Raw genomic sequence first — 23,220 nt, 5'->3', positions numbered from 1 at the left:
GGGAACCTGTCAGCCAGGGCCCACGGCAAAGCCCGCCGTGACCCTGGCGGCACCGGCGGGGTTGGCCGCATCTAGGATGGCGCGCGCAATATCGTCCGCGTCCTTGAGGGTGCGGCCGCCCTGGCGCACCGGCGCACCGGCTTCGGCGGCAATGGACGTCCCCCACTGCACGGAGGACAACTGCAGCCCTAGCACATAGAGGTTCTCCACGGGCCGGCCGTTGACCCCGATGGGGCGGTACGGCGGCCGGGTGACATCCAGACCGGAGGTCGGAACCGGCGCGTCCTCGGCACCGAGCATCTGCTTGGCCCGGACCAAACCGGCTTCCAGCAGGTGGCGCAGCAACGCGGACCGGTTCTGCGACACCCGGTTGGCCGGCATCATCGCTTCCATCAGATAGGTCGCGGAATATGCCGCGCCGTCAACCCAGGGCGAGGTGGCCCGAAACTGTTCGGTTTCCGGATCCACTTCGAACTGCGGGTCCGGTCCCACAAACTCGACGATTCCGGCGCGGGCGAGCGCCGCCAGCTGCTCGATCCGCAGGGCCGGGGGCCCGCTGGCGAGGCCTTCCACCAGCGGTTCGAACCAACCGCGCAGCTCGGCGAGCCAGGATTCGTCGGTCAGTCCGCCGTCGGCCACAATCTCCTTGAGCAGGCTCCGCCCGGCGTTCAGCGCCCCGATGGCCATCTTCAACGGATCATCCTCGCCCAGCGCCGAGCCGGCCGCATCTGCCTCCAGATAATCGACCATGGCCTGCTGGTACTCCTGCGCGGAGGCGAACTTCCGTCCCGCGAAGGGCCTGGCCAGCGCCTCGACGTCCAGCAGCCTGCCGGGCTCGACCTGTTCGTCCAGGTACCCGCGGATGCGGTTGCGCAGGGTCGGGCTGCCGGGCACGGTTTTCTGGTCCAGCAGCTCCTGAAGCCCGGCCAGGAATTCGCGCGGATGCCCTTTGATGCTGCCGGGCTCCACCCTCGCCAGCGTGGCATAGTACGTCCACAGCACGTCGCGCTGCAGCAGCGGCCACAGGTCGTGGTCGAAACCCGGCTGCACCCCGGCGTCGGCAAAGAGCCGTGCGGCGGACGGGGTGAAATAGCGAAGTTCGACGCCGGCAGGCAGGTAACTCTGCAACCTAGCCTTGGCACGGTACGGAGTGCCGCGGCGGGAACCGGCCACCAGCTTCGGCTCCTTGCCGGAAGGCACATACCGCATGGGTTCAGTGTCCGATGCCGGCAGGAACGTTCCACCCCGGCCTTGGGTCAGCTGGATCATTACGTCGAAGAAGTTCAGGCCCATGCCGCGGACCAGCATGGTGCGGCCGGCCGGGATGCGGCTGAAGTCGAGGTCCGCCGGCACATTCGGCGGCAGGTAATGCAGGCCGTACCGCGCGGCCTCGTCCTGCAGGTTCTGCTGTTCCGGGTTCAGCGCGGCGGGCAAATGCCCCAGCGCCAGCACCACCGCATCCGCGTCCACAGTGCTGCCGTCGGCGAGGGCCAGCCGGTTGGTGCCGTCGATCCGGTGCAGGTGGGTTGCCTCGGTTGCGTGGACATGGACCACCACGTGGTTTCCGGCCATCTCGTTCAGCCGGGCGAACGTCCAGGCCAGGTACCTTCCGTACAGCGCCCGGCTGGGAAAGTCCGCCGCGGAGAGCGAGCGGGCTTCGTCCGCGTCCTCCGGCGGCACATCGCTGATGCTCCCGGCAACGACGGCGGACCGCCATGCTTCGAAGGACATTCCGGCCACGGGTGCGGCGTCCAGTTCCCCGGTCGGCACCACGGTGGGAAAGAGCGACGGCGTGTTCATCAGGAACAGCCTGGACTGGCCGGCACGCCAGACGTGGCCAGGGCCCGGCGGGTACGGATCAATCATGTGGATGTGCAACCTGCCGGTCTCGCCACGGTCCCGGTGGTTGGCCACCAGACGTTCCAGCACGGAGGTGCCGCGCGGGCCAGCACCCACAATTGCCACCCGGTAGCCGCGCTGAGATTCCATGCCTTCTAGCGTAACCGGGGGACATGCACCGGCCCGCTCCGGGCTCCTCCCGGCTGCTTCCCACCAGACCGCGACGGTTCGGTTGCCCCGGCCCTGCCTAGGATGGGAAGCATGACTGAGGAGCCCACCCACCTGCCCGACGACGAATTCCTCTGGCTCGAAGACATTTACGGCGAGAAACCACTCGACTGGGTCCGCGACCAGAACACCCGCACCCAAGCCAAGCTGGTAGACCGGAAATTCCTGGAGCTGGAGCAAAGCGTGCTCGAGGTGTTGGACTCGGAGGAACGGATTCCTGCCGTCACCAAGCGCGGCAACTTCTATTACAACTTCTGGCGGGACAAGACGAACCCCCGCGGCCTCTGGCGGCGCACCACCTGGGAGAGCTACCTGCAGGACTCGCCCGAATGGGACATCCTGCTCGACGTCGACGCGCTGGCCGCGGCCGAAGGCACGGAATGGGTCTTCGCCGGTTCGCAGTTCCTCCGCCCCGCGGATGGCACGAGTTACCGGCGCGCGCTGCTGCGGCTCTCCCCCGACGGCGGGGACGCGGTCACGCTGCGCGAGTTCGACGTCGAAATCCGCAGCTTCGTGGACGGCGGCTTCGAGATTCCCGCCGCCAAGACCTACGCCAGCTGGCTGGACGAGGACACCATCATGCTCGGAACGGACTTCGGACCCGGCAGCATGACCACGTCCTCCTACCCGCGCACCAGCCGCATCCTGCGCCGCGGCCAGAGCCCAGCGGACGCCGAACCGTATTTCGAGGTGCCTGCCGAACACATGCTGGCGCAGGCCGTGCACGACTCCACCCCCGGTTACGAGCGCGAGATCGCGGTCGACGTGATCGACTTCTTCAACTACCGCAACTATCTCAGGCGCGACGGCGGATGGCTGCCCATCGACGTGCCGACGGATGTGGAGGTCGGCTTCCACCAACAGTGGCTGACCCTGCGCCCGCAGACCGACTGGCAGCCGGCCGGCACGGACACCACCTACCCGGCGGGATCCCTGCTGGCCGCCGGGCTCGAGGATTTCCTCGCCGGCTCCCGCGACCTCATCGCCCTCTTCACGCCGGATGCCGGCACCTCGCTGCAGTCCTGGAGCTGGACGCAGAACTTCCTGCTGCTGAACCTCCTGCAGGACGTCTCCTCGCAGGTGCTGGTCCTGGACCCCGCGCAAAACTGGGCGGCCGCGGAACTCGATGCCTGCCCGCCGCTGCATTCGGTGGACGCCTCGGCCGTGGATGATGAGGACAGCGACGACTACTGGCTGGTGGCCACAGGCTTCCTCACGCCGTCCACGCTCTCCCGCGGCACCGTGGCCGGAGGCCCGGCGACGGCCGTGAAGTCGTCGCCGTCGTTCTTCGATGCCTCCGGCCACACGGTGGAGCAGCATTTCGCCGTGTCCAAGGACGGCACCAAGATCCCGTATTTCCAGGTGGGCCCCAAAGACCTCACGTACGACGGCGGCAATCCCACGCTGCTCTCGGGTTACGGCGGGTTCGAGGTCAGCAGGACGCCTGCCTACAGCGGGACCGTCGGCCGGGCCTGGCTGCAGCAGCGCACCGCGGACGGGCGCGGCGGAGTCTACGTCCTCGCCAACATCCGCGGCGGCGGCGAGTACGGCCCAGCCTGGCACCGCGCAGCCCTGCAGGCGAACCGGCACCGCGCGTACGAGGACTTCGCTGCCGTGGCGCAGGATCTGATGGACCGCGGTGTGACCCGGCGGGAACGCCTCGGCTGCTCCGGCGGTTCCAACGGCGGGCTGCTGGTGGGGAACATGCTCACCCGGTACCCGCCCCTGTTCGGGGCGGTCTCCTGCGGGGTCCCGCTGCTGGATATGGCCCGCTACACAAAATTGTCCGCGGGGTACTCGTGGATCGCAGAATACGGCGATCCGGAGGATCCGGCGCAGTGGGACTTCATCCGCACGTTCTCGCCGTACCACCTGCTCGAGTCGGGCACCGACTACCCGGACACGTTGATCTGGACGGCAACCTCGGATGACCGGGTAGGGCCGGTGCAGGCACGGAAGATGGCGGCGCGGATGCAGGCCTTGGGCGCGGAGAATGTCTGGTTCCACGAAGCGCTCGAAGGCGGCCACGCCGGCGCCAGCGACAACAAACAGGCCGCCCGCCTGCAGACGCTGTCCAACACCTTCCTGTGGAACGCGCTCACCGATTGAGGCCTGAAGACCGGCGGCGGAGACCACCTGTTGGCGCCCGTTTTGATCTGGCCCGGTTATCTGGGTAATCTTGATGGGCTGGCAACAGCATCTTGGAGACGTGCCAGAGCGGCCGAATGGACTTCACTGCTAATGAAGGGTCGGGGTTAAACTCGACCGGGGGTTCAAATCCCCCCGTCTCCGCGTTTGGCCCCTGCAGTTCCGCGAGGAACCGCAGGGGCCTTTTGCGTTTCCGCGTCGTATTTCTGCGGACCCGTGGCCCTGTGCCCGCCCGGCGACCGGGCGGGCACTGACCTTCTCAGCGCCTAGGCATCAGGCCTTCAGCGCCAGGGCGAACGGCAGTACGGCCTCGGCTCCGGCCCGGCGCAACGTGCGGCCGGCAACCGTAACGGTCCACCGGCTGTCCGCCAGATCATCCACCAGCAGGACCGGCCCCGGGTTGTCCGCGAACCATTCGGCTCCGCCGGCAGGCACCTCGAACTGGTCCCAGACGTCGGCCAGGCGGTACGCGCTGTTGCCGCCCGGGCCGCTCTTCGGACCACCGCCGGGCATGGACAGAGCGCCCAGGTAGGGCATCCGTCCGATGCTGGCCAGGCCCTCGGCCAGCGAACCGATTAGTTGCGGGCGGGTCCGGGACGGCACGCTGACCACCGCGACGGGCCGCTGGGCCCAGCCCCATTCCGCGAGCACGCGGACGCAGGCCTGCAGAGTCAGCTGGTCCAGCGGCTGGTCCGGCGACTGGTCGGACAGCAGTTCGCGCAGTTTGCCGCCCCAGCCCAGATCCGTCAGACGGGCCAACGCACGGCCGGGCAGGTTCGCCTCCGCCGGTCCGATCTTGCCTTTGACCTCCACACCCAGCCGGTTCATGCCGGTGGGCCACATCGCGCGCGGATCCAGTTCGACGCCCACCCGGTGCAGGGCGGCATCGGCGCTTTCGGTGGCGGATTCGGCCACCGAGTCCGCGTACCAGCGGCCCGCGCAGTTGTCGCAGCGGCCGCACGGTGCGGCCGCCGGATCGTCCAGCTCCCGGGACAGGAATTCCATCCGGCAGCCGGTGGTGTTCTCGTAATCCAGCATGGAGTTCTGCTCCGCGACGCGCGCCTTCGCAATGCGCTCGTAGCGCTCGCGGTCATAATCCCAGGGCTGCCCTGTGCCTTCCCAGCCGCCGGAGACCCGCTGCACGGCACCGTCCACGGCCAGCACTTTGAGCAGCAGTTCCAGCGGAGAGCGCTTGAGATTGACCCGGGTTTCCAGCGCCGCGGTGGACAGGACTGTCCCCGGCTGCGCCAGTTCCCGCAGCACGGCCAGGGCGGTGTCCTCGTTCGGCATGGACGCGGTGGCGAAGTACTCCCAGATATCGCGGTCTTCGCGGCCGGGCAGCAGCAAGACATCAGCGTTCGGCGTACCGCGGCCGGCGCGACCCACCTGCTGGTAGTACGCGACCGGCGAGGACGGCGCCCCGAGGTGCACCACGAATCCCAGGTCCGGCTTGTCGAAGCCCATGCCCAGCGCGCTGGTGGCGACCAGTGCCTTGACCCGGTTGTCCTTCAGCGCAGCCTCGGCGGCTTCGCGGTCCGCCGGGTCCGTCCGGCCGGTGTAGGCGAGCACTTCGTGGCCCGCCTCGCGCAGCAGCCGGGCGGTATCCTCGGCGTTGGAAACGGTCAGGGCGTAGATAATGCCGCTGCCGGGCAGCTCGTGCAGATGCGTCAGCAGCCAGCCCAGCCGTGCCCTTGCATTGGGCAGGCGCAGCACGCCCAGCCGCAGCGATTCTCTGGCCAGCGGGCCGCGGATGGTCAGCACATGTCCGCCGGCAGCAACGTCACCGGCAAGGGCCGCGGCCCCGAGCTGTTCTTCGATGTCATGGACCACGCGCAAGTTTGCCGTCGCGGTGGTGGCCAGTACCGGCACGGATGCGGGCAACTGCTCGATCAGGTCCCGGATGCGCCGGTAGTCGGGGCGGAAATCATGACCCCAGTCCGAGATGCAGTGCGCCTCATCGATCACCAGCAGGCCCGAACTGTGGATCAGTTCCGGCAACTGTTCGTCCCGGAACCGAGGATTATTCAGCCGCTCCGGGGAGACCAGCAGGACATCCACACTGTTGCCCGCCAGTTTGGCGCGGATATCGTCCCATTCCAACTGGTTGGCCGAGTTGATGGCGGCGGCGCGGACCCCGGCGCGTTCGGCCGCGGAGACCTGGTCCCGCATCAGCGCGAGCAGCGGGGAGACGATCAGGGTCGGGCCGGCACCCCGGGCACGCAGCAGCAGGCTGGCCACGAAGTAGACGGCGGACTTTCCCCAGCCCGTCCTCTGGACCACCAACGCCCGCCGGCCGCCGGCCACCAGAGCTTCCACAGCCTCGAACTGCCCCGAGTGGAACTGTGCCTCCGGATTTCCCACCAGCCGGCGGAGGATTTCGGTTGCTTCTTCCCGAAGGTCTGTCACCTGTCCGGTCATGCTCTGCAAATCAGCCATTACTCCAGTATTACAGCCGCGCCTGACAGTCCTGTCGGTTATCCACAGGGGTTCCTTATAAGCTAGGGCGGTGACGAGTCTCGATCTTAGTGTTTCTTTCCAGGAGTCCTTCAAGGCGTACGACGTGCGCGGCATCGTTGGCGAAACGATTACCGCGGCTACGGTGGAGGCCACCGGCGCCGCTTTTGTGGACGTCCTCGGACTGGCCGGACAGACCGTCCTGGTGGGCGGCGACATGCGCCCGTCCTCCCCCGAATTCGCGCAGGCCTTCGCCCGCGGTGCCGCGGCCCGCGGGGCGAACCCGAAGATGCTGGGCCTGATCTCCACGGACGAGCTCTACTTCGCCTGCGGCACCCTGTCCGCGGCCGGCGTCGTCTTCACTGCCTCGCACAACCCGGCCGAATACAACGGCATGAAAATGGCCCTGCCCGGCGCCGTCCCAGTCTCCTCCGACACCGGGCTGTTCGAGATCCGCGACACCGCGGCCCGCTACCTGACCGAGGGCATCCCCGCCTCCGACCCCGGCACGCTCAGCGAACAGGACGTGCTGGCCGACTACGCCGGCTACCTGCGCTCCCTGGTTGACCTCTCCGGTTCCCGGCCCCTGAAGGTCGTGGTCGATGCCGGCAACGGCATGGCCGGGCTGACCACCCCCGCCGTCCTGGGCGACGGGGTGCTGCCGGCCCTGCCGCTGGAGATCGTCGAACTGTACTTCGAGCTCGACGGCACCTTCCCTAACCATCCGGCCAACCCGCTGGAACCGGAAAACCTGCGCGATCTGCAGGCCGCCGTCCTCGCCCACGGCGCGGACATCGGCCTGGCGTTCGACGGCGACGCGGACCGCTGCTTCGTGATCGACGAGACCGGCAACCCGGTCTCCCCTTCCGCCGTCACCGCGCTGGTGGCCCGCCGCGAAATCGCCCGCGCCAAGACCGCCGGGGAGGACACCCCGGTCATCATCCACAACCTGATCACCTCCCGCGCCGTGCCCGAACTCGTCGCCCATGACGGCGGCCGCGCCGTGCGCACCCGGGTAGGGCATTCCTTCATCAAGGCCGTCATGGCCGCCGAGGGCGCCGTGTTCGGCGGGGAACACTCGGCGCATTACTACTTCCGCGACTTCTTCAACGCCGACACCGGCATGCTCGCCGCCATGCACGTCCTGGCCGCCCTCGGCGAACAGGAACAGCCGCTCTCCGCCCTCGCCCACGAGTACGAGCCCTACGTCTCCTCCGGCGAGATCAACTCCAAGATCGAGGACAAGGACGCCGCCGTCGCCCGCGTCCGCGCGCGGTTCGCCGGCGAGGACGTGGACATCGACGAACTCGACGGCGTGACCTTCACCGCCCGCGACGGCTCCTGGTGGTTCAACCTCCGCCCGTCCAACACCGAACCCTTCCTGCGCCTGAACGCAGAAGCCATCGACACCGCAACACTGGACAAGGTCCGGGACACCGTCCTGGGACTGGTAAGGGAATAACCAATGAGCACAGAGGGCACTTCGTGGCGCGAAGGCATAGAACCTGAGGTCCTGAACGACATCGACACGCTCTTCGGCACCGGCCTGGGCATGGCACAGGAGCAACTGGAAGAACACGGCGCCTTCCTGCCGGTAGGCCTAGTGATGACCACCGACGGCGAGCTGCGGCTGATCGCCGTCCAGCCCGAGGACATCGAGGGTGACGAGGAATCCGAAGAGGTTGACGCGGATGCCATGATCCAGGACATCTACACCGCGCTGCAGCAGGAAAAGTCCCAGTTCCGTGCCATCGCGGTGATCAGCGACATCTACCTGCCCGACAATGACACGGACGCCATCCACGTCGCCACCGAGCATTCGTGGGGAGCCGCCATCGCGGCCATCCAGCCGTACAGCCATGACGACGACGGCGAGTGGACCTACCCCGATCCGTTCATCGATCCGCAGGACCGCATCGTCTGGCCTCCTGCCTGACCCGAACGGAGCATCACCGCAGCGGCGTTAGAATGCCTGCATGCGGATCAATGCCTTCTCTGACGTGTGCCTGCGCGCCCTCATGCTGCTCAGCGCCTCGCCCGAAGGCGAACTGCTGACCACCCAGGCCATCGCGGACGGCGTCGGGACTCCCTACAACCATGTCAGCAAAGCCGTCCTGAAACTGCGCTCCCTCGGCCTCGTGGACGCGGTCCGCGGCCGTTCCGGAGGCGTGCGATTGAGCGCCAAAGGGCGTACGACGACGGTGGGCTGGCTACTGCGCGAACTGGACGAGCGCGAAGACCTCGTCGACTGCGAAAGCGCCGCCGGCAACTGCCCGATGAGCAACAACTGCGGCCTGCGCGGGGCACTGCGCCGCGCCCGCGAGGCCTTTTACCGCGAACTCGACGAGCTGGTCGTCTCAAGCCTGCCGCACCGGTCGCAAATGGAGCCGGTTTTTGTGATGTTGAGCACACGTCGCCCGGCCTGACCGCGAAAAATCAAGGAAGTTTCTACACGCGGTAGAAATGAGGATTTAAACCAGCATTTTGAATGCTACTTTTGAGGCATCAACCACCTTCTGACCCAAGGAGTAACGATGCTCTCGGAGAAATCCCGCCCCATCATTGAAGCCACCCTCCCCCTCGTGGGCGAGCGGTTGGGGAGCATTACACCGAACTTTTACAGCCGCCTGTTCGCGGCGCATCCGGAACTCCTTGACGGGCTTTTCAGCCGCGCCAACCAGCGCAACGGGGAGCAGCAGAAGGCCCTGGCGGGCTCCATCGCCGCCTTCGCCTCCGCTTTGGTCGCCAACCCGGATCTGATCCCCGAGACCATGCTCAGCCGCATCGCCAACAAGCACACCTCGCTGGGCATCACCGAGGACCAGTACGACATCGTCTACAAGTATCTCTTCGAAGCCATCGCTGAAGAGCTGGCCGATGTGATCACGGCCGAGATCGCCGAAGCCTGGACCGAGGTCTACTGGCTGATGGCCAACGCGCTGATCAAGATCGAAAAGGGCCTCTACGCACAGCAGGCCAATGACAAGATGTGGATGCCGTGGAAGGTCGTGGAGAAGAACCCGGCCGGCACCGGCTGCATGACGTTCGTCCTCGAGCCGGCGGACGATACCCCGGTCACCGTCGCCCGCCCCGGCCAGTTCGTCAGCGTCAAGGTCCAGTTGCCCGACGGCCTGCGCCAGGTCCGCCAGTACTCGCTCTCCGCCGACGTCGACTCCACCGACCGCCGCGTCTTCACCACCAAGCTCGACGACGGCGGCGAGGTCTCCCCCGTGCTGCACCGGAACGTCCAGGTCGGCGATGTCCTCAAGCTGTCCAATCCCTATGGTGACGTCACTTTGGACGAGGGCGACACTCCTGTGGTCTTCGCGACTGCAGGTATCGGCTGCACCCCGTCCGCATCCGCGCTGCGCTCCCTGGCCCGGCAGGGTTCCAGCCGCGAAGTAATGGTGCTGCACGCCGAAAAGAACCTGGAAGCCTGGGCTCTCCGCGACCAGATGGTCAACGACATCGAAAAGCTCGACGGCGCCAACCTCAAGCTGTGGCTCGAAGAACCGGCAGAAGGCGCCAGCACAGGCTTCATGTCCCTGCAGGATGTCGAGCTTCCGGCCGATGCCTCCGTCTACGTCTGCGGCCCGCTGCCGTTCATGAAGTCCATCCGCAGCCAGGCGATCGATGCCGGCATCCCCGCCACCAAGATTCACTACGAGGTCTTCGGCCCCGACCTCTGGCTCGCCTCGGCCAACTAAGGCCGCTCGTAAAACCAGCCACCATCCCACCGTACGGCGGCCCGGAAACGTCCGGGCCGCCGTCGTTGTTAAGGGCACTCATCGTCAAGCGCGTTCATCGCCGGCAGGAAGCACCAAGCCGGCCGACCCGTCGACCAGCACCTGCTGGCCGTCCCGCAGCACAGTGGTTCCGGTGCCGGTTCCCATTACCGCGGGAATGCCGTACTCGCGTGCCACGATCGCGGCGTGCGAGGCGAGGCCGCCGGCATCCACGACGACGGCGGCGGCACGCTGGAACAGCGGCGTCCACGAAGGATTGGTGTACGGGCACACGAGGATCTCCCCGCTGGCCAAGGTGCCGAATTCGGCCGGCGAGAGGATCACCCGCACCCGTCCGGCCGCCCGGCCCGCACTGGCCGCTGTGCCGGAGACGAGGGCATTCCCCTGCCGGCGCCTGCGGGCGAAGAGGGCATCCATCGGCAGCAGCGGAATGCCTTCAAGCTCGCGGCGTTTCGCCTCGCGGGCCAGCACCACCCGGCGGTATCGCCCGCGGTCGGCGGCCGGCAGCGCCCCGCCGTCGTCGTCCTCATCGCTGTCCGCACCGCCGCCGCTGCCGCTGCCGCTGCCGCTGCCGCCGTGGATTATCATCGTTTGGAGTTCGTCGAAACGCAGGTGGTGGACCTGGTCCGGTGAGTCCAGCACGCCGGCCGCTGTGAGCCTCCGCCCGAGCTCCAGCAGTGCCCGGCGCAGCGGCGGCAGCAGCTTCGTGGCATAGAAGTGGGTGTCTTCGCGGAACGCGATGCCCGTTTTGGCAGCCGCGACGGCGCCAAGAACTTGGCGTCGGAGCGGCCTGATCCGGAGGGCGGGATGCCGCTCCAGCTCCCGCAGGGCCTGTCCGGTCTGGTCAGCGCCCTCGCGCCGCTCGCCCAACATCGCCTTGACCAGGCCGAGCACCACGTCGGGAGCGCCGGACCAGGTGGGTGCGCTGCTGAGGACAACGCTGACCGTCTCGCGGTGGCCGTACTCTGCCAGGAAAGCGTCGAAATCAGCGCGGAAGCCGGCGAACTCCGGATCCCCTAGCCGGTCAAGCAGGTCCGTTGGGGCCAGCTCGCCGAACGCGGCGGAAAGAGCGGGATAGCGCCGGACGCCTTCCGCCAACTGCTCGAGTCCGCGGTTGGCCTGGCTGGTGCGGGTTTCGGCGCCGGCGATCAGCGCTGCCGCCAGCTTGGGTTTGCCCAGCAGCAGCAATAGCAGCCGCAGCTTGGCCTGCGGGACAAAGGCGCCGGGCAGATAGGCCGCTCGCAGTTCGGTAATCCAGTGGATCGCTCTGAAAGTGTCCTCGGCCAACTGCGTGATTTCGTGCCAGCGCAGCGGCTGCGGATCCCGGGCATTCAGCTGCTCCACCTCGGCAAGGAAGGCGGTGAACCGGCCGTCCTCGGTCCACTTTTCCGGCCTGAACCGGCGGACGCGCACGGCAATGGACAAGGGCGCGGCCAGAGTCCGGAGCGTCGGCCGCGGGATCGGCGGGACCAGCCGGACCACCACCCCATCCTCTTCCGGCAACAGCTGCTGAATGCTCGGGAAGCGGACACCAACGCTGCCGGCCATGCCCCGGAGCATGGCGCCGATTCCCCGGTCCAGCCAGCCGGAGACATCCAGCGGGTACGGACGCTGCGTGAACATCTCTAGGAAGAACGGCCCCATCAGCCTCTGGAACCGGTTCAGTGTCACCGGCTGCGGCGGCAAGGCAGTCATCGGGCGGGACTGCAGGACATGCACCCGGCCCTTGGCTACCGCCCACTCCATGTCCTGCGGTCGGCCGAACAGCTCCGCCGCCCGCCGCGCCAGCCGCGCGAGTTCCGCGAGCTGTGCCGGGCTGAGTGACCGTTGCAGCTCCGCGGCGCCCGGAGCCCCGACGCGGCTGCGCCCCTCGCCGGCTCCTCGGCTCTCGCTGGTACCGTTGTTCTCGCCGATGCCTCGGCTCCCGCCGGTTCCGCCGTCGTCGTACGCGTGAATCACTACTTCACGTCGACCAGGGGCATATGCCGTCAGGCGTCCGGCACCGTCGAGGACGTAATGGTCCGGAGTGACCAGGCCGGAGACCACCGCTTCCCCCAGCCCGCTGCTGGCATCCACGACAATCTCACCCCGCGCACCGGTTACCGGGTTCGCGCCGAACATCACGCCGGCCATCTCTGCCGGAACCATCTCCTGAACGACGACGGCGATGGCCACCTCGTGCGGGTCAATCCCCTGCCGCTGGCGGTACGCGATCGCCCGGTCCGTCCAGAGCGAGGCCCAGCAATCGCCCACGGCCGCGAGTACTGCATCCTCGCCGGCAACATTGAGGTAAGTGTCCTGTTGGCCGGCGAAGGCTGCGCCCGGCAGGTCCTCGGCTGTGGCACTCGATCGCACGGCTACTGTCTTCGACCCCAGCTGTGCATAAGCCTCCGCTACTGCCGCGCTGATTTCTGGCGGAACGGCCGTGGCTGCGAATTCCGCCCTGATCCTGGCACCGTCCGCCCCGGATTGCAGCAGTTCTGCCAGGTTCCCGCCCAGCGGCGTGGAGTCCAGCAGGGCGGCGTAGGCCCGGGTCGTAATCACGAAGCCGTCCGGCACCGGAAAGCCGTTTCGGATCAGCTCACCGAGGTTGGCGCCCTTCCCGCCCGCCAAGGCAATGTTCCCGGCACCGAACCCGGCCAAAGGTCCTACAAATGCGCTGTGAGTCATTCCGAGGATCCTCCGGGGTCGCGGACGGCGGGTCCTCTACAAGATACGCCCGCAGCCAATTAAAAGAAGCAGGCCCCGACTCAAGTTGAGCTGCTCCCCGAAAATCAGAACTGAATTCTCAGTCCAACTTTCGGGGAGCAGTTCAAGTGTCGGGACCTGCTTCCGTACGGTCTAGCGGGAGGGCAACCTTACGCGGCGAAGCGCTCCTGCAGCACCTTCAGCTGCGCGGACAGCTGCTCCGGCAGGGACTCGCCGAAGCGGGCGTACCATTCCTCGATGCCCTTGAGCTCTTCGGCCCATTCAGCAGGATCAACCTTGACGGCTTCCTCAACCTGTTCCGGGGTCATATCGAGACCGGTGAGATCGAGGGAGTCCGGCGTCGGTACGAAGCCGATCGGCGTTTCCGTGGCGTCGGCCTTGCCTTCGATGCGCTCGATGGCCCACTTCAGCACTCGGGAGTTGTCCCCGAAGCCCGGCCAGGCAAAGCCGCCGTCGGCCGTGCGGCGGAACCAGTTCACCAGGAAGATCTTGGGCAGACGATCCTGGTTGCCCTTGCCCGAAACGGTGATCCAGTGGCGCAGGTAATCGCCAGCGTCGTAACCCATGAAGGGCAGCATGGCCATCGGATCGCGGCGGACCACGCCCACGGCACCGGCTGCAGCAGCAGTGGTTTCTGAGGACAGCGTCGAGCCCATGAAGATGCCGTTGGTCCAGTCGCGGGCCTCGGTGACCAGCGGGATGGTGGTCTTGCGGCGGCCGCCGAAGAGGATGGCGTCGATGGCCACGCCCTGCGGGTCGTGGTACTCCGGTGCCAGCATGTCGACCTGGTCGATGGGCGTGCAGAACCGCGAGTTCGGGTGCGCGGCGGGACGGCCGGCCTCCGGGGTCCAGTCGTTGCCCTGCCAGTCGGTCAGGTGCTCGGGAACTTCATCCGTCATTCCCTCCCACCAGACGCCGCCGTCGTCGGTCAGTGCCACATTGGTGAAGATGGAGTTGCCCTTGGCAATGGCGCGCATGGCATTGGGGTTGGTGCTCCAACCCGTGCCCGGCGCAACACCGAACAGGCCGAACTCGGGGTTGACCGCCCGCAGTTCTCCGTCCTTGCCGAAACGCATCCAGTTGATGTCGTCACCGAGAGTCTCGGCCTTCCATCCCTCGATGGTCGGATCCAGCAGGGCCAGGTTGGTCTTGCCGCAGGCAGACGGGAATGCCGCCGCGATGTGGTACGCCTTGTTCTCGGGGCTGGTCAGCTTGAGGATCAGCATGTGCTCGGCAAGCCATCCCTCGTCGCGGGCCATGACGGACGCGATGCGCAGGGAGTAGCACTTCTTGCCCAGCAGCGCGTTGCCGCCGTAGCCGGAACCGTACGACCAGATAGAGCGCTCCTCGGGGAAGTGGACAATCCACTTCTCCTCGTTGCACGGCCATGCCACATCCTGCTGGCCCGGCTCCAGCGGAGCACCGACGGAGTGCAGGGCCGGCACGAAGAAAGCATCCAGCTCTTCGATCTTGCGCAACACATCCGAGCCGATGCGGGCCATGATGCGCATGGAAGCGACCACGTAGGCGCTGTCCGTAATTTCGACGCCGAACTTGGGATCTTCTGCGTCCAGGTGTCCCATGACGAACGGGATCACATACATGGTGCGGCCACGCATGCTGCCGGCGAAGCGCTCCCGCAGGATGCCCTTCATCTTGGCCGGGTCCATCCAGTTGTTGGTGAAGCCGGAGTCTCGTTCGTTCTCCGAGCAGATAAATGTCCGCTCTTCGACGCGAGCCACGTCCTTAGGATCGGAGGAGCCGGCAAAGGAGTTCGGGAACAGCTCGGGGTTCAGCCGCTTGAGCGTGCCCGCCTCGACCAGTTCATCCGTCAGTTGCTTGTACTCGGCTTCGGAACCGTCCACCCAATAGACTGAGTCAGGCTGCGTCAGCTCGGAAACTTCGGCAACCCAGGCCAGAAGCTTGGCATGTGTAGTTGGTGCGTTCTTGAGTGTTTCGTCAAGAACCGGCTGACGCGCGTTATCGCCCATGACTCTTCCCTTTCTCGGGCCAGTGGTGTGTATTGATGCTATGGGCCATGGAGTAGACCGGACTGCAGCTTTGTAACGCGCAGCACTGTTCAAGGGGACTGTCAACCGCGGAAAATCAAGGTTTTTCGATTCGAGCCTCTTGAATTAAGTGATAAAGGTCATATAGACCGGTCTAGTTCACACTAGTCATCGATCGCCGCAATAGGGAGTCATCCGCATGATTCCGGGGGTTTTGCGGAGTGGCGATCCTCACCCCGGCGCCGATTTGGTGACCGGAGGGAAACACGCTAGAGTTATATCCGGCCGCGAGGCCAAAGCGCCCATAGCTCAGCTGGATAGAGCGTCTGTCTACGGAACAGAAGGCCGGGGGTTCGAATCCCTCTGGGCGCACCATACGAGATGAGGCTCGGTCAACATTTTGACCGGGCCTCATTTTTGTTTCTGGAACAGTTGAACTGCACTCATACGTTATCAAGCTGGTTTCTTGCATCAGCCGACTCTCCTACATCACCCTGCCGGTGGCTTGCGAAACTTCTGATGAGCCGCCTGCTTGCTCACGCCCAGGACTGCGGCAATGGCGGCCCAACTAACATTGGCGTTCCGAGCCTCCAGCACCCAATAGTGCTCCTGCCGCTCCAATTGCAGTCGAGCCTTGCGGATAGCACCGAGTTCTTGCAGCGGATCGCCGCCTTCTGCTTGGCTCAGATCTGATTTTGAAACCATGGCGTCAGGTTACGTTGACGCCAGAGGTGCGTCAATCATTTCTAGAACGGTGGTGGGGTGTAGAGGTCCGGCGGCGGTGGTTCAGTTGGCGGGCGGATGGACCAACTGTTTTCCGGCGTGCTGGTCCATTCGTGGCCGGTACGCGATTTCCAGACGGTGCTGCCGTCAGGATACTGGGTGACTTTCCAGCCGCCTTTGTGTTTCGCAGCATGATCGGGTTTACAGGCGGCCTTGAGATTTTCGAGCACGGTTTCGCCGCCGTCCTCCCACGCGATGGTGTGGTCAATGTCGCAGAAGCTGGCTTCCACGCGGCAGCCGGGGCCGCTGCAGTGCCCGTCGCGTAATCGGACGAGTCGCTTGAGCCATTCGGGCGGGTGCCGCAGGTCTTTCGCGGCGGCGATCGCGTTGGCGTACTCATCGGTGAGCACCGGCAGCCACGATTCCGCGAGTCCGGCAAGGTTGCGGGCCATTTCCGGCGGGACCGGCCCGTACCCGGCGAGTTCACCGGGCTCCTCGCTCAACCTCGCCGCGGTCTCCAACGACAGCGTGACCGCGACACTGGCGGTCACGCCCGCCCCGGCACCGGTGCCCGTCCCCGTGCCCGTACAGCTGCCGGTGCAGGCGCCGGGGTTGTTGAGGATCAGGTCGGTGATGGCATCGGCGCGCAGCTGGGGCAGGATCCGGGCCTCGTCGGGGCCCTGCAGCTTCTTCGCGAGAGCCTGGACCAGGTTGAACACCATGAGCGCCTTGTCCGCGCTGCAGCGGAGCCAGACTTCGGCCATCCCGTCATCCTGCGGCACCAGACCGACATTCCGGCTCTCGTTGGCGCGTTCGTGACGGACAGCGAGAGATTCCGGGTGCAAACGTTCACGCGCCTTGCGGGCCCGGGCCCGCACACTCTCGACGGTGACCTTGCCGGCTTTGGGCAGCACACTCGCCTCGAACGCGGGCAGCAGGTTCGCGGGCAGGTCGGCGGAGCCGCGGGCGATCGCGGTAGCCCGCGGCAGGTCCAGGTTCCCGGCGGCCATCGCCTCCACCGCGCCCGGCAAATGCTCGCACAGCTGCGCGGCGTCGGTCAGGTCCTTCTGCGCGGCCCCGCGGGGCTGGGCCAGGGCCGCGGCGATCTCCGTCGCCGCGCAGGAGGAGAACCCGTGCGCGTTGCCGGTCTCGGCGCCTTCGGCCGGGCGCAGCTCGGTGAACCGGTTCAAGGCCTTCACCCGCCCGGACTGCAGCCACGCTACGGCTTTCGCGGAGGCCTGCAGGTAATCAATGGTCCCGGCATCATCCAGGGCCTCCGGATCAATCCGTTCCAGCACCCCGGCCAGCGCCGCCGGCGCCAGGTTCTCCCAGCCCTCCGGCAGGCCCGGTACCTCCGGCAGGACCGCAGCCGTCGCCAACGCCTGGGCAGCTTCCTCGGCCGCTTCGTCGAACGGCTCGTCGAACGGCTCGCCGAGCCGGTCGCCGTGCCGGCCGCCGAGGGACAGGTTTTCCTCGGCCCAGGCGTCCAGCAGGAGTTTGTGCAGCATGATTTCCAGCAGCGAGCTCCCCGCCAAACCGAGCGCCCGCAGGCCGCGCTCCCGGTCCGGCTCCGGCGCCGGGATGAAATCAAACTGGAAATCTTCCACACACCCACCCTACGAACCCCCTCTGACAGTTTGTGACCGCGCACACATCGCAGGCGAGAAAAGGCCGGATAACTTTCCGACACGGTGCTTGCCTTGGCCGACATAGGCGACCAGGGCGACCTGTTGCTTGGCAGCTGCTCAGCGGCGCACGACGAAACGCGTCAGCTTGGCGTCCCGACCGTCGAGCTCGGCCCAGCTTTTCTCATGCTCGAACACCGTCAAGCCGGACGTCGGGTAGTGCGTGGCCATATCCATCACCGATTCCTCGTCCGACTCGACCGACGCCAGCCGCATGGCCAGGTTCTGCACCGCGGGCATGTGGCTGATCACCAGCAGGCTCGTGATGGTGTCGGGGAGCTGGTTGATCTCGCTGAGCACCTGAGTGGCGGACGCTTCGTAGATTCCGTCGGAGAGCATCGGGGTGGGTGCCTTGTCGCCGAGCTCGTTGCAGATCCAGGTGCAGGTCTGCCGGGTGCGGAGCGCGGACGAGCACAGAATGAAGTCGGGAATATGGCCCTGCTCCACCATCCACCGGCCGATCAGCGGCGCCTCGTTGTGCCCGCGCTGGGCCAGGGGCCGCTCGTGATCGTCCACACCCAGCGGCCAAGCGGCCTTCGCGTGGCGCAGGATCAGCAGCTTCTTGACGTGGTGCTCGCTCATCCTCCGAGTCTAGCGGCGCCGCCGGCAGACCCCTTGTGCCGGGACCGGGCAACTGGAAGGCTCGGAGCATGGCGGATCGGACGATGCAGGTGGACGTAGTAGTCATTGGCGCCGGTGCCGTAGGCGAGAACGTGGCCGAACGCACGGCGCGCGGCGGCTTGAAGACGGTCCTGATCGAGAAGGCCCTGGTGGGCGGCGAATGTTCATACTGGGCATGTATGCCTTCGAAGGCACTCTTACGTCCCGGCACGGCGGTGAATGCCGCGCGCAGCATAGACGGCGCCAGGCAGGCAGTAACCGGGTCGCTGGACGTGGATGCGGTGCTCCAGCGCCGGGACGGTTTTACCTCGCACTGGGACGACAAGTCGCAGGTGGAATGGGTGCACGGTGCGGGCATCGAACTGCTCCGCGGCGCTGCCCGGCTGACAGGTGAGCGCATGGTCGAACTGGCAACGGAGGATGGCACGACCACCTCCATCGAGGCGGGCCACGCCGTCGTAGTGGCCACCGGCTCCGTGCCCACGATCCCGCCGATTCAAGGTTTGGACAGCGTCGACTTCTGGGGCACGCGGGAGGCCACCGCTTCGCAGGAAATCCCGCGCAGCCTGCTGGTGCTCGGCGGCGGGGTGTCCGGGGCGGAGCTGGCGCAGGCCTACGCCCGGCTGGGAGCAGCCGTCACGCTGGTTGTCCGCGGTGACCTGCTGGCCAGTTACCCGGAACCGGCACGACGTCTGGTGGAAGCCGGCCTGCGCGAAGACGGCATCGATGTCCGGCTGCACACCACCACGCAGAAGGCCGCGCAGGATGACTCGGGCATCCATTTGACGTTGACACCGACAAATAACGACGGCGGGGCCGCGCCTTCGATTGTCAGCGGCACCAAGCTGCTGGTTTCCACCGGGCGCCATCCAGCCCTGACCGATCTGGGATTCGAAGACGTCGGCATCGTTCCCGAGGATCTGGAGACCAATTCCAGTGGCCAGGTGGCCGGTGTGGAGGGCGGCTGGCTCTATGCTGTCGGAGACGCCGTGGGAAAAGCGTTGCTGACCCACCAGGGAAAGTACGAGGCCCGCGCCGCCGGTGAGGCCATCGCCGCAAGGGCAGCGGGCGACTTGGACGGCGGGACGCCGGAACCATGGAGCCGCTTCGCCGCCACTGCGGATGAGGCTGCGGTACCGTCCGTGGTGTTCACCGATCCGGAAGTGGCGATGGTCGGGCTGACCCTTGAGCGGGCGCGGGAGGGCGGTGCCAATGCCAAGGGCGTAGAACTGCCGATCGCCGTCGCCGGTTCGGCGCTGCACGCGGACGGCTATGACGGCTGGGCGCAACTGGTGGTGGACGAGGACCGCCAGGTCATTCTCGGCGCCACCTTTGCCGGCCCCGATGTCAGCGAACTGCTGCACGCGGCGACGATCGCCGTCGTCGGCCAGGTTCCGTTGGACCGCCTCTGGCATGCCGTTCCGGCTTACCCCACCATCAGCGAAGTCTGGCTCCGGCTGCTCGAGGAATACGGACTTTAAACCAGGGCACGCGCTTGGCGGGCACCAGTCGCTTGGCTAGTTGAAACGGCGAGGGCGCCTCCTTGCGGAGACGCCCTCGGGCCAAAAGCAAGACTTAGATGGAGTACTCCGGGGCGGCCCAGACAACAACCTCGGGGTGCTCATAGAAGCGGTAGCCCTGGCCACGGACGGTGCGCACGGTGTTGGCCAGGCGCCCGAGCTTGGAACGCAGGCGGCGGATGTGCACGTCGATGGTGCGCTCGTTCGGCACCTCTTCGGCGTTCTTCCACAGACCGGAGAGCAATTCGTCGCGGCCCACGGTCCGGGTGGCATTTTCCACCAGGTAGTTGAGCAGCTCGAACTCCTTGAACGTCAGGTTCAGGGTTTCTCCATCCAGGTGGACCTCGCGGCGGGACAGGTCGATCAGCACGCCGCTGGGACGGCTCGACTGCTGCGCCGTGTGCACAGTGCGCTGCTGGACCTCGGTCCGCGGACGGCGGCTGACGGTCGGATCGCCAAGGGCCTGGCGGACGACGTCGATATTCTCGCCCTGTGCGTCGGCAGGAGCCAGTGCGACAGCGGCATGGCTCTGTGCTCCGGGAACCAAGGTCTGGACGTAGGAGCGGATCTGGGAAGCAAGCTGTGTCAGCGACGTACCGGCTGCCGCGGCGGCGGACTCGTCCAGGCCTACATACAAAACAAACCCGCGAGCGACATTGTCAGCTGACACTGCCTGCGGGCCTGGCTCCCCATTGGGAGTGATCACCGGGGTGGGAGCGGTGGTCGGGTTGGCGGCATCGCCGTCGAACTGCCCGGGAACAGCGCGGAGCACACGGTACTGCTGAGCGGGATTGGCCTGGGGCGCGCCGTACTGCGGGCGGTTAAAGCCCTGGCGCTGCGCTGCGGCGGCCCGGTTCTGGGCGTTGCGGACGGAGATGTGGACGTATCCGGATGAAACTGACATGTTCTAAAACCTCATATGTGAATGGCCGTCATCGCGGCGCGAATGCATGGGTATGCCCGCACGGGATGCTGTTTGCCCGCCATCGGACAGATGAATTGCCTGAATAACTCTTGGGTGGTGAGTTAGGCCTGCATTCGACAACAGCACAAGGTCCATCCGGAATGGGATCCAGTCAGGATTGCTGCGGCTGCAGATGCTGTTGAAATGTTGTTCACGTCTCTGATTTTGTCCGTAATAAACGGTACGTGCAAGTAACAAAAGCCGATTCGTCTCGCATCGTGAGATTTCTGGCGCTTTTGTGTTCCAACTCACATTCAGTGCGCTGAATAAATATAAGGCAGCTTACCGCGGTAATGGCGAGGACACAGAGCATATTCATGCACGTTAACGGTATGTATACGCAGTTTGAACGATCATAGTCGCCCACAAAGATGCAAGTGTCCCACTATATGGACCGCTGCGCCCGTTCTCGACGGGTGTAGCACAAACGGCTGGAGGCGCTGCTCAGGTTCGATCAGCCGGCGATGCCGTACAGCCGGTCTCCGGCGTCGCCGAGCCCCGGGACGATGTAGGCATGTTCGTCGAGCCGGTCGTCCACCGATGCCAGCACGATGGTCACATTTTCGGCGTCGCCAAGTTCGGCCTCGAGCATCTTGAGACCCTCGGGGGCACCGAGCAGGCAGATGCAGGTCACGTCGGCGGCGCCGCGCGCGAACAGGAATTTGATTGCTTCGCGCAGAGTGCCGCCGGTGGCCAGCATCGGATCCAGCACGAAAACCTGGCGGCCGGTCAGATCGGCCGGTAGTCGTTCGGCATAAGTGATGGCCTCAAGCGTCTCCTCGTTGCGCGCCATCCCCAGAAAGCCGACCTCTGCGGTGGGAACCAGTTTGGTCATGCCTTCGAGCATGCCGAGCCCCGCCCGGAGAATGGGCACGACCAGCGGGGTGGGCTTGGTGAAGGCCGTCCCCACGGTCCTGGTCACCGGCGTCTCGATTTCCACCGGTTGCGTACGCACATCGCGCGTGGCCTCGTAGGCCAGCAGCGTCACCAGCTCTTCGGTCAGCTGACGGAATACGGGCGACGGAGTGGTCTTGTCGCGGAGAACTGTGAGTTTGTGGGCAACAAGAGGGTGGTCCACTTCGAGTACGCGCATGCGTCAAAGTTACAGTCACGCGGATAGCAGCACAAACAACCCCAGGTTATCCGGTGTTATCCGGAGTTATCCGCGGCCGTCCGAAGTTGTCCGGAGCAGTGCCCGCGGCAACAATTGAGCACATGATGCCTGCCGATCCGCTGCACCGAGAGTGGATGGACCTCGCCCTGGAGCAGGCGCGCCTTGCCCTCGCCACCGCGGACGTACCGATCGGCGCCGTCGTTATTGGTCCGGACGGCACGGTCATCGGATCGGGACGGAATGAACGCGAAGCCCACCACGATCCCACCGCGCACGCGGAAATGGTGGCGATCCGCGAGGCGGCGCGGAAGCTGGACTCCTGGCGGCTGGAGGGTTGCACCCTGGTGGTCACGCTGGAGCCGTGCGCCATGTGTGCCGGCGCGGTGGTTCTTGCCCGGGTTCCCAAGGTGGTGTTCGGTGCGTGGGACGAAAAGGCCGGGGCAGCCGGCAGCGTGTTCGACATCCTCCGCGAGCGCCGGCTCAACCACTGGGTGGAGGTCCATCCCGAGGTCCGCGCCGATGAATGCGGGAAGCTGCTGCGGGAGTTCTTCGAGTCCCACCGCGACTAGCCATTGCACCGATAGCAAGTAGGCTTGGTATTTCCGGAACCCGAAAGGATAGCGATGACTAACCAAGAAAACGGACACCAGGAAGTAGCCAAGATCCTCAAGGACGCCGACATCGCGGTGCTGACCACGGTGAACGCCGAAAACCAGTTGGTCAGCCGGCCGCTGGCCCTCCAGTCAGTAGAGTTCGACGGCCTGCTCTGGTTCTTCACCCAGGACCCCTCCCCCAAGGCCGACGAAATCCGCGCCAACCAGCAGGTCAACGTCTCGGTCCATGCCGGCGGCGGCTACCTCTCCATCTCCGGTACCGCGGACATTGTGCACAACAGGCCGAAGATCGATGACTTGTGGAGCGCCGCCGTCGAGCCCTGGTTCGAGAACGGGAAGGATGACCCCACAGTCGCCCTGATCCGTGTTGCGGCGGATACCGCCGAATACTGGACGGCCGACTCACCCAAGGTTGCCACCCTGTTCAAGCTCGCTAAGGGAATGGTCACCGGTGAACAGCCCGACGTCGGCAAGAACGACGTCGTCGAGATGTAGCCTCGCTTGCGCGACATTTAGCGCCTGCCCCGGGTCATGAACACGCCACGGATGCACCGCTGATGGACTGCTGAGGCGCCGTTTTGGGCCACAGCCCAACTACCGGTAAAGTTGACGCGTCTGGTGACGTGTCCGAGCGGCCGAAGGTGCAACACTCGAAATGTTGTTTGGTGCAAGCCAACGTGGGTTCAAATCCCACCGTCACCGCCACGTGCGAGACCCTGCTTCCTTTATGAACAAAGGGAAGCAGGGTCTTCTGCTTTGCTGGGAGTTAGCCGCGCAGCAGCCAAGCATTCTTGCGGAGCACCATGCTCCGCAACGCCTCCGATCGGTCTGCGGCGATGGCGTTCA

The 23,220-nt window shown here is 66.0% G+C and carries 17 protein-coding genes and 3 tRNA genes; 11 read left to right on the top strand and 9 right to left on the bottom strand.

Features of this window, described 5'->3' with window-relative positions; genetic code table 11:
• Positions 1-9: 9 nt before the first annotated feature.
• The gene (locus tag AC20117_RS10205; RefSeq protein WP_074699820.1) at positions 10-1,989 is read right to left on the bottom strand and encodes an FAD/NAD(P)-binding protein; all 1,980 of its coding nucleotides are present in this window, start codon (positions 1,987-1,989) and stop codon (positions 10-12) included.
• 102 nt (positions 1,990-2,091) lie between these two features.
• On the opposite strand from AC20117_RS10205, the gene AC20117_RS10200 reads away from it, so the two are divergent.
• Together AC20117_RS10200 and AC20117_RS10195 are read left to right on the top strand one after the other, a co-directional pair.
• Positions 2,092-4,176, top strand: coding sequence for a prolyl oligopeptidase family serine peptidase (locus AC20117_RS10200; protein WP_074699821.1), 2,085 nt, complete (start codon positions 2,092-2,094; stop codon positions 4,174-4,176).
• Between the two features lie 94 nt (positions 4,177-4,270).
• Positions 4,271-4,359 (top strand) — tRNA-Ser (locus AC20117_RS10195).
• Between the two features lie 129 nt (positions 4,360-4,488).
• On the opposite strand, the gene AC20117_RS10190 is transcribed toward AC20117_RS10195, so the two are convergent.
• Entirely contained in the window at positions 4,489-6,651 is a 2,163-nt protein-coding gene (locus tag AC20117_RS10190; RefSeq protein WP_074699822.1) for a RecQ family ATP-dependent DNA helicase, read from the bottom strand.
• Between the two features lie 70 nt (positions 6,652-6,721).
• Between AC20117_RS10190 and AC20117_RS10185 the strand changes: the two genes are divergently transcribed.
• The 4 genes from AC20117_RS10185 (at position 6,722) to AC20117_RS10170 (ending at position 10,376) form a co-directional block, all read left to right on the top strand.
• Positions 6,722-8,131: a phosphomannomutase/phosphoglucomutase gene (locus AC20117_RS10185; RefSeq protein ID WP_074699823.1), complete on the top strand. Its 1,410-nt coding sequence runs from the start codon at positions 6,722-6,724 to the stop codon at positions 8,129-8,131.
• A gap of 3 nt (positions 8,132-8,134) precedes the next feature.
• Entirely contained in the window at positions 8,135-8,605 is a 471-nt protein-coding gene (locus AC20117_RS10180; protein ID WP_074699824.1) for a hypothetical protein, read from the top strand.
• A 40-nt stretch (positions 8,606-8,645) separates the two neighbouring features.
• On the top strand, positions 8,646-9,095 hold the full coding sequence (locus tag AC20117_RS10175) for an RrF2 family transcriptional regulator (protein WP_074699825.1): 450 nt from the start codon (positions 8,646-8,648) through the stop codon (positions 9,093-9,095).
• Between the two features lie 108 nt (positions 9,096-9,203).
• Positions 9,204-10,376 (top strand): globin domain-containing protein, encoded by a 1,173-nt coding sequence (locus AC20117_RS10170; RefSeq protein ID WP_074699826.1) that lies wholly within the window; start codon positions 9,204-9,206, stop codon positions 10,374-10,376.
• An 84-nt stretch (positions 10,377-10,460) separates the two neighbouring features.
• On the opposite strand, the gene AC20117_RS10165 is transcribed toward AC20117_RS10170, so the two are convergent.
• Together AC20117_RS10165 and AC20117_RS10160 are read right to left on the bottom strand one after the other, a co-directional pair.
• A complete protein-coding gene (locus AC20117_RS10165) occupies positions 10,461-13,085 on the bottom strand; it encodes a PEP/pyruvate-binding domain-containing protein (RefSeq protein WP_074699827.1) in 2,625 nt (874 codons plus the stop codon).
• Between the two features lie 188 nt (positions 13,086-13,273).
• Positions 13,274-15,115: a phosphoenolpyruvate carboxykinase (GTP) gene (locus tag AC20117_RS10160; protein ID WP_074699828.1), complete on the bottom strand. Its 1,842-nt coding sequence runs from the start codon at positions 15,113-15,115 to the stop codon at positions 13,274-13,276.
• A 316-nt stretch (positions 15,116-15,431) separates the two neighbouring features.
• On the opposite strand from AC20117_RS10160, the gene AC20117_RS10155 reads away from it, so the two are divergent.
• Positions 15,432-15,508 (top strand) — tRNA-Arg (locus tag AC20117_RS10155).
• 114 nt (positions 15,509-15,622) lie between these two features.
• Here AC20117_RS10155 and AC20117_RS10150 read toward each other — a convergent pair.
• The 3 genes from AC20117_RS10150 to AC20117_RS10140 all read right to left on the bottom strand — a co-directional run bounded on the left by AC20117_RS10150 (position 15,623) and on the right by AC20117_RS10140 (position 18,123).
• On the bottom strand, positions 15,623-15,838 hold the full coding sequence (locus AC20117_RS10150) for a hypothetical protein (protein ID WP_074699829.1): 216 nt from the start codon (positions 15,836-15,838) through the stop codon (positions 15,623-15,625).
• A 41-nt stretch (positions 15,839-15,879) separates the two neighbouring features.
• Complete coding sequence (locus tag AC20117_RS10145) at positions 15,880-17,463, bottom strand: HNH endonuclease signature motif containing protein (protein ID WP_074699830.1); 1,584 nt, start codon at positions 17,461-17,463, stop codon at positions 15,880-15,882.
• 138 nt (positions 17,464-17,601) lie between these two features.
• Positions 17,602-18,123 carry a SixA phosphatase family protein gene (locus AC20117_RS10140; protein ID WP_074699831.1) on the bottom strand — a complete coding sequence of 174 codons (522 nt, stop codon included), beginning with the start codon at positions 18,121-18,123 and terminating at the stop codon, positions 17,602-17,604.
• 68 nt (positions 18,124-18,191) lie between these two features.
• On the opposite strand from AC20117_RS10140, the gene AC20117_RS10135 reads away from it, so the two are divergent.
• Complete coding sequence (locus tag AC20117_RS10135) at positions 18,192-19,643, top strand: dihydrolipoyl dehydrogenase family protein (RefSeq protein WP_074699832.1); 1,452 nt, start codon at positions 18,192-18,194, stop codon at positions 19,641-19,643.
• Positions 19,644-19,737: 94 nt separating this feature from the next.
• Here the strand turns inward: AC20117_RS10135 and AC20117_RS10130 are convergent, their stop codons facing one another.
• Together AC20117_RS10130 and upp are read right to left on the bottom strand one after the other, a co-directional pair.
• Positions 19,738-20,586 carry a winged helix-turn-helix domain-containing protein gene (locus AC20117_RS10130; RefSeq protein WP_074699833.1) on the bottom strand — a complete coding sequence of 283 codons (849 nt, stop codon included), beginning with the start codon at positions 20,584-20,586 and terminating at the stop codon, positions 19,738-19,740.
• A gap of 514 nt (positions 20,587-21,100) precedes the next feature.
• Complete coding sequence (gene upp, locus AC20117_RS10125; protein WP_074699834.1) at positions 21,101-21,739, bottom strand: uracil phosphoribosyltransferase; 639 nt, start codon at positions 21,737-21,739, stop codon at positions 21,101-21,103.
• 122 nt (positions 21,740-21,861) lie between these two features.
• Here upp and tadA point away from each other — a divergent pair, with 122 nt between their 5' ends.
• The 3 genes from tadA (at position 21,862) to AC20117_RS10110 (ending at position 23,079) form a co-directional block, all read left to right on the top strand.
• Positions 21,862-22,329 carry a tRNA adenosine(34) deaminase TadA gene (tadA, locus tag AC20117_RS10120; RefSeq protein WP_101632577.1) on the top strand — a complete coding sequence of 156 codons (468 nt, stop codon included), beginning with the start codon at positions 21,862-21,864 and terminating at the stop codon, positions 22,327-22,329.
• A 54-nt stretch (positions 22,330-22,383) separates the two neighbouring features.
• Positions 22,384-22,869, top strand: a complete 486-nt coding sequence (locus AC20117_RS10115; RefSeq protein WP_074699835.1) for a pyridoxamine 5'-phosphate oxidase family protein — start codon at positions 22,384-22,386, stop codon at positions 22,867-22,869.
• Positions 22,870-22,991: 122 nt separating this feature from the next.
• A tRNA-Ser gene (locus AC20117_RS10110) sits at positions 22,992-23,079 on the top strand.
• Positions 23,080-23,220 lie beyond the last annotated feature (141 nt).

The sequence above is a fragment of the Arthrobacter crystallopoietes genome, assembly GCF_002849715.1.
GTDB lineage: Bacteria > Actinomycetota > Actinomycetes > Actinomycetales > Micrococcaceae > Crystallibacter > Crystallibacter crystallopoietes.
Note: the sequence above shows the minus strand (reverse complement) of the source record. Positions and strands in the feature narration are given on the sequence as shown.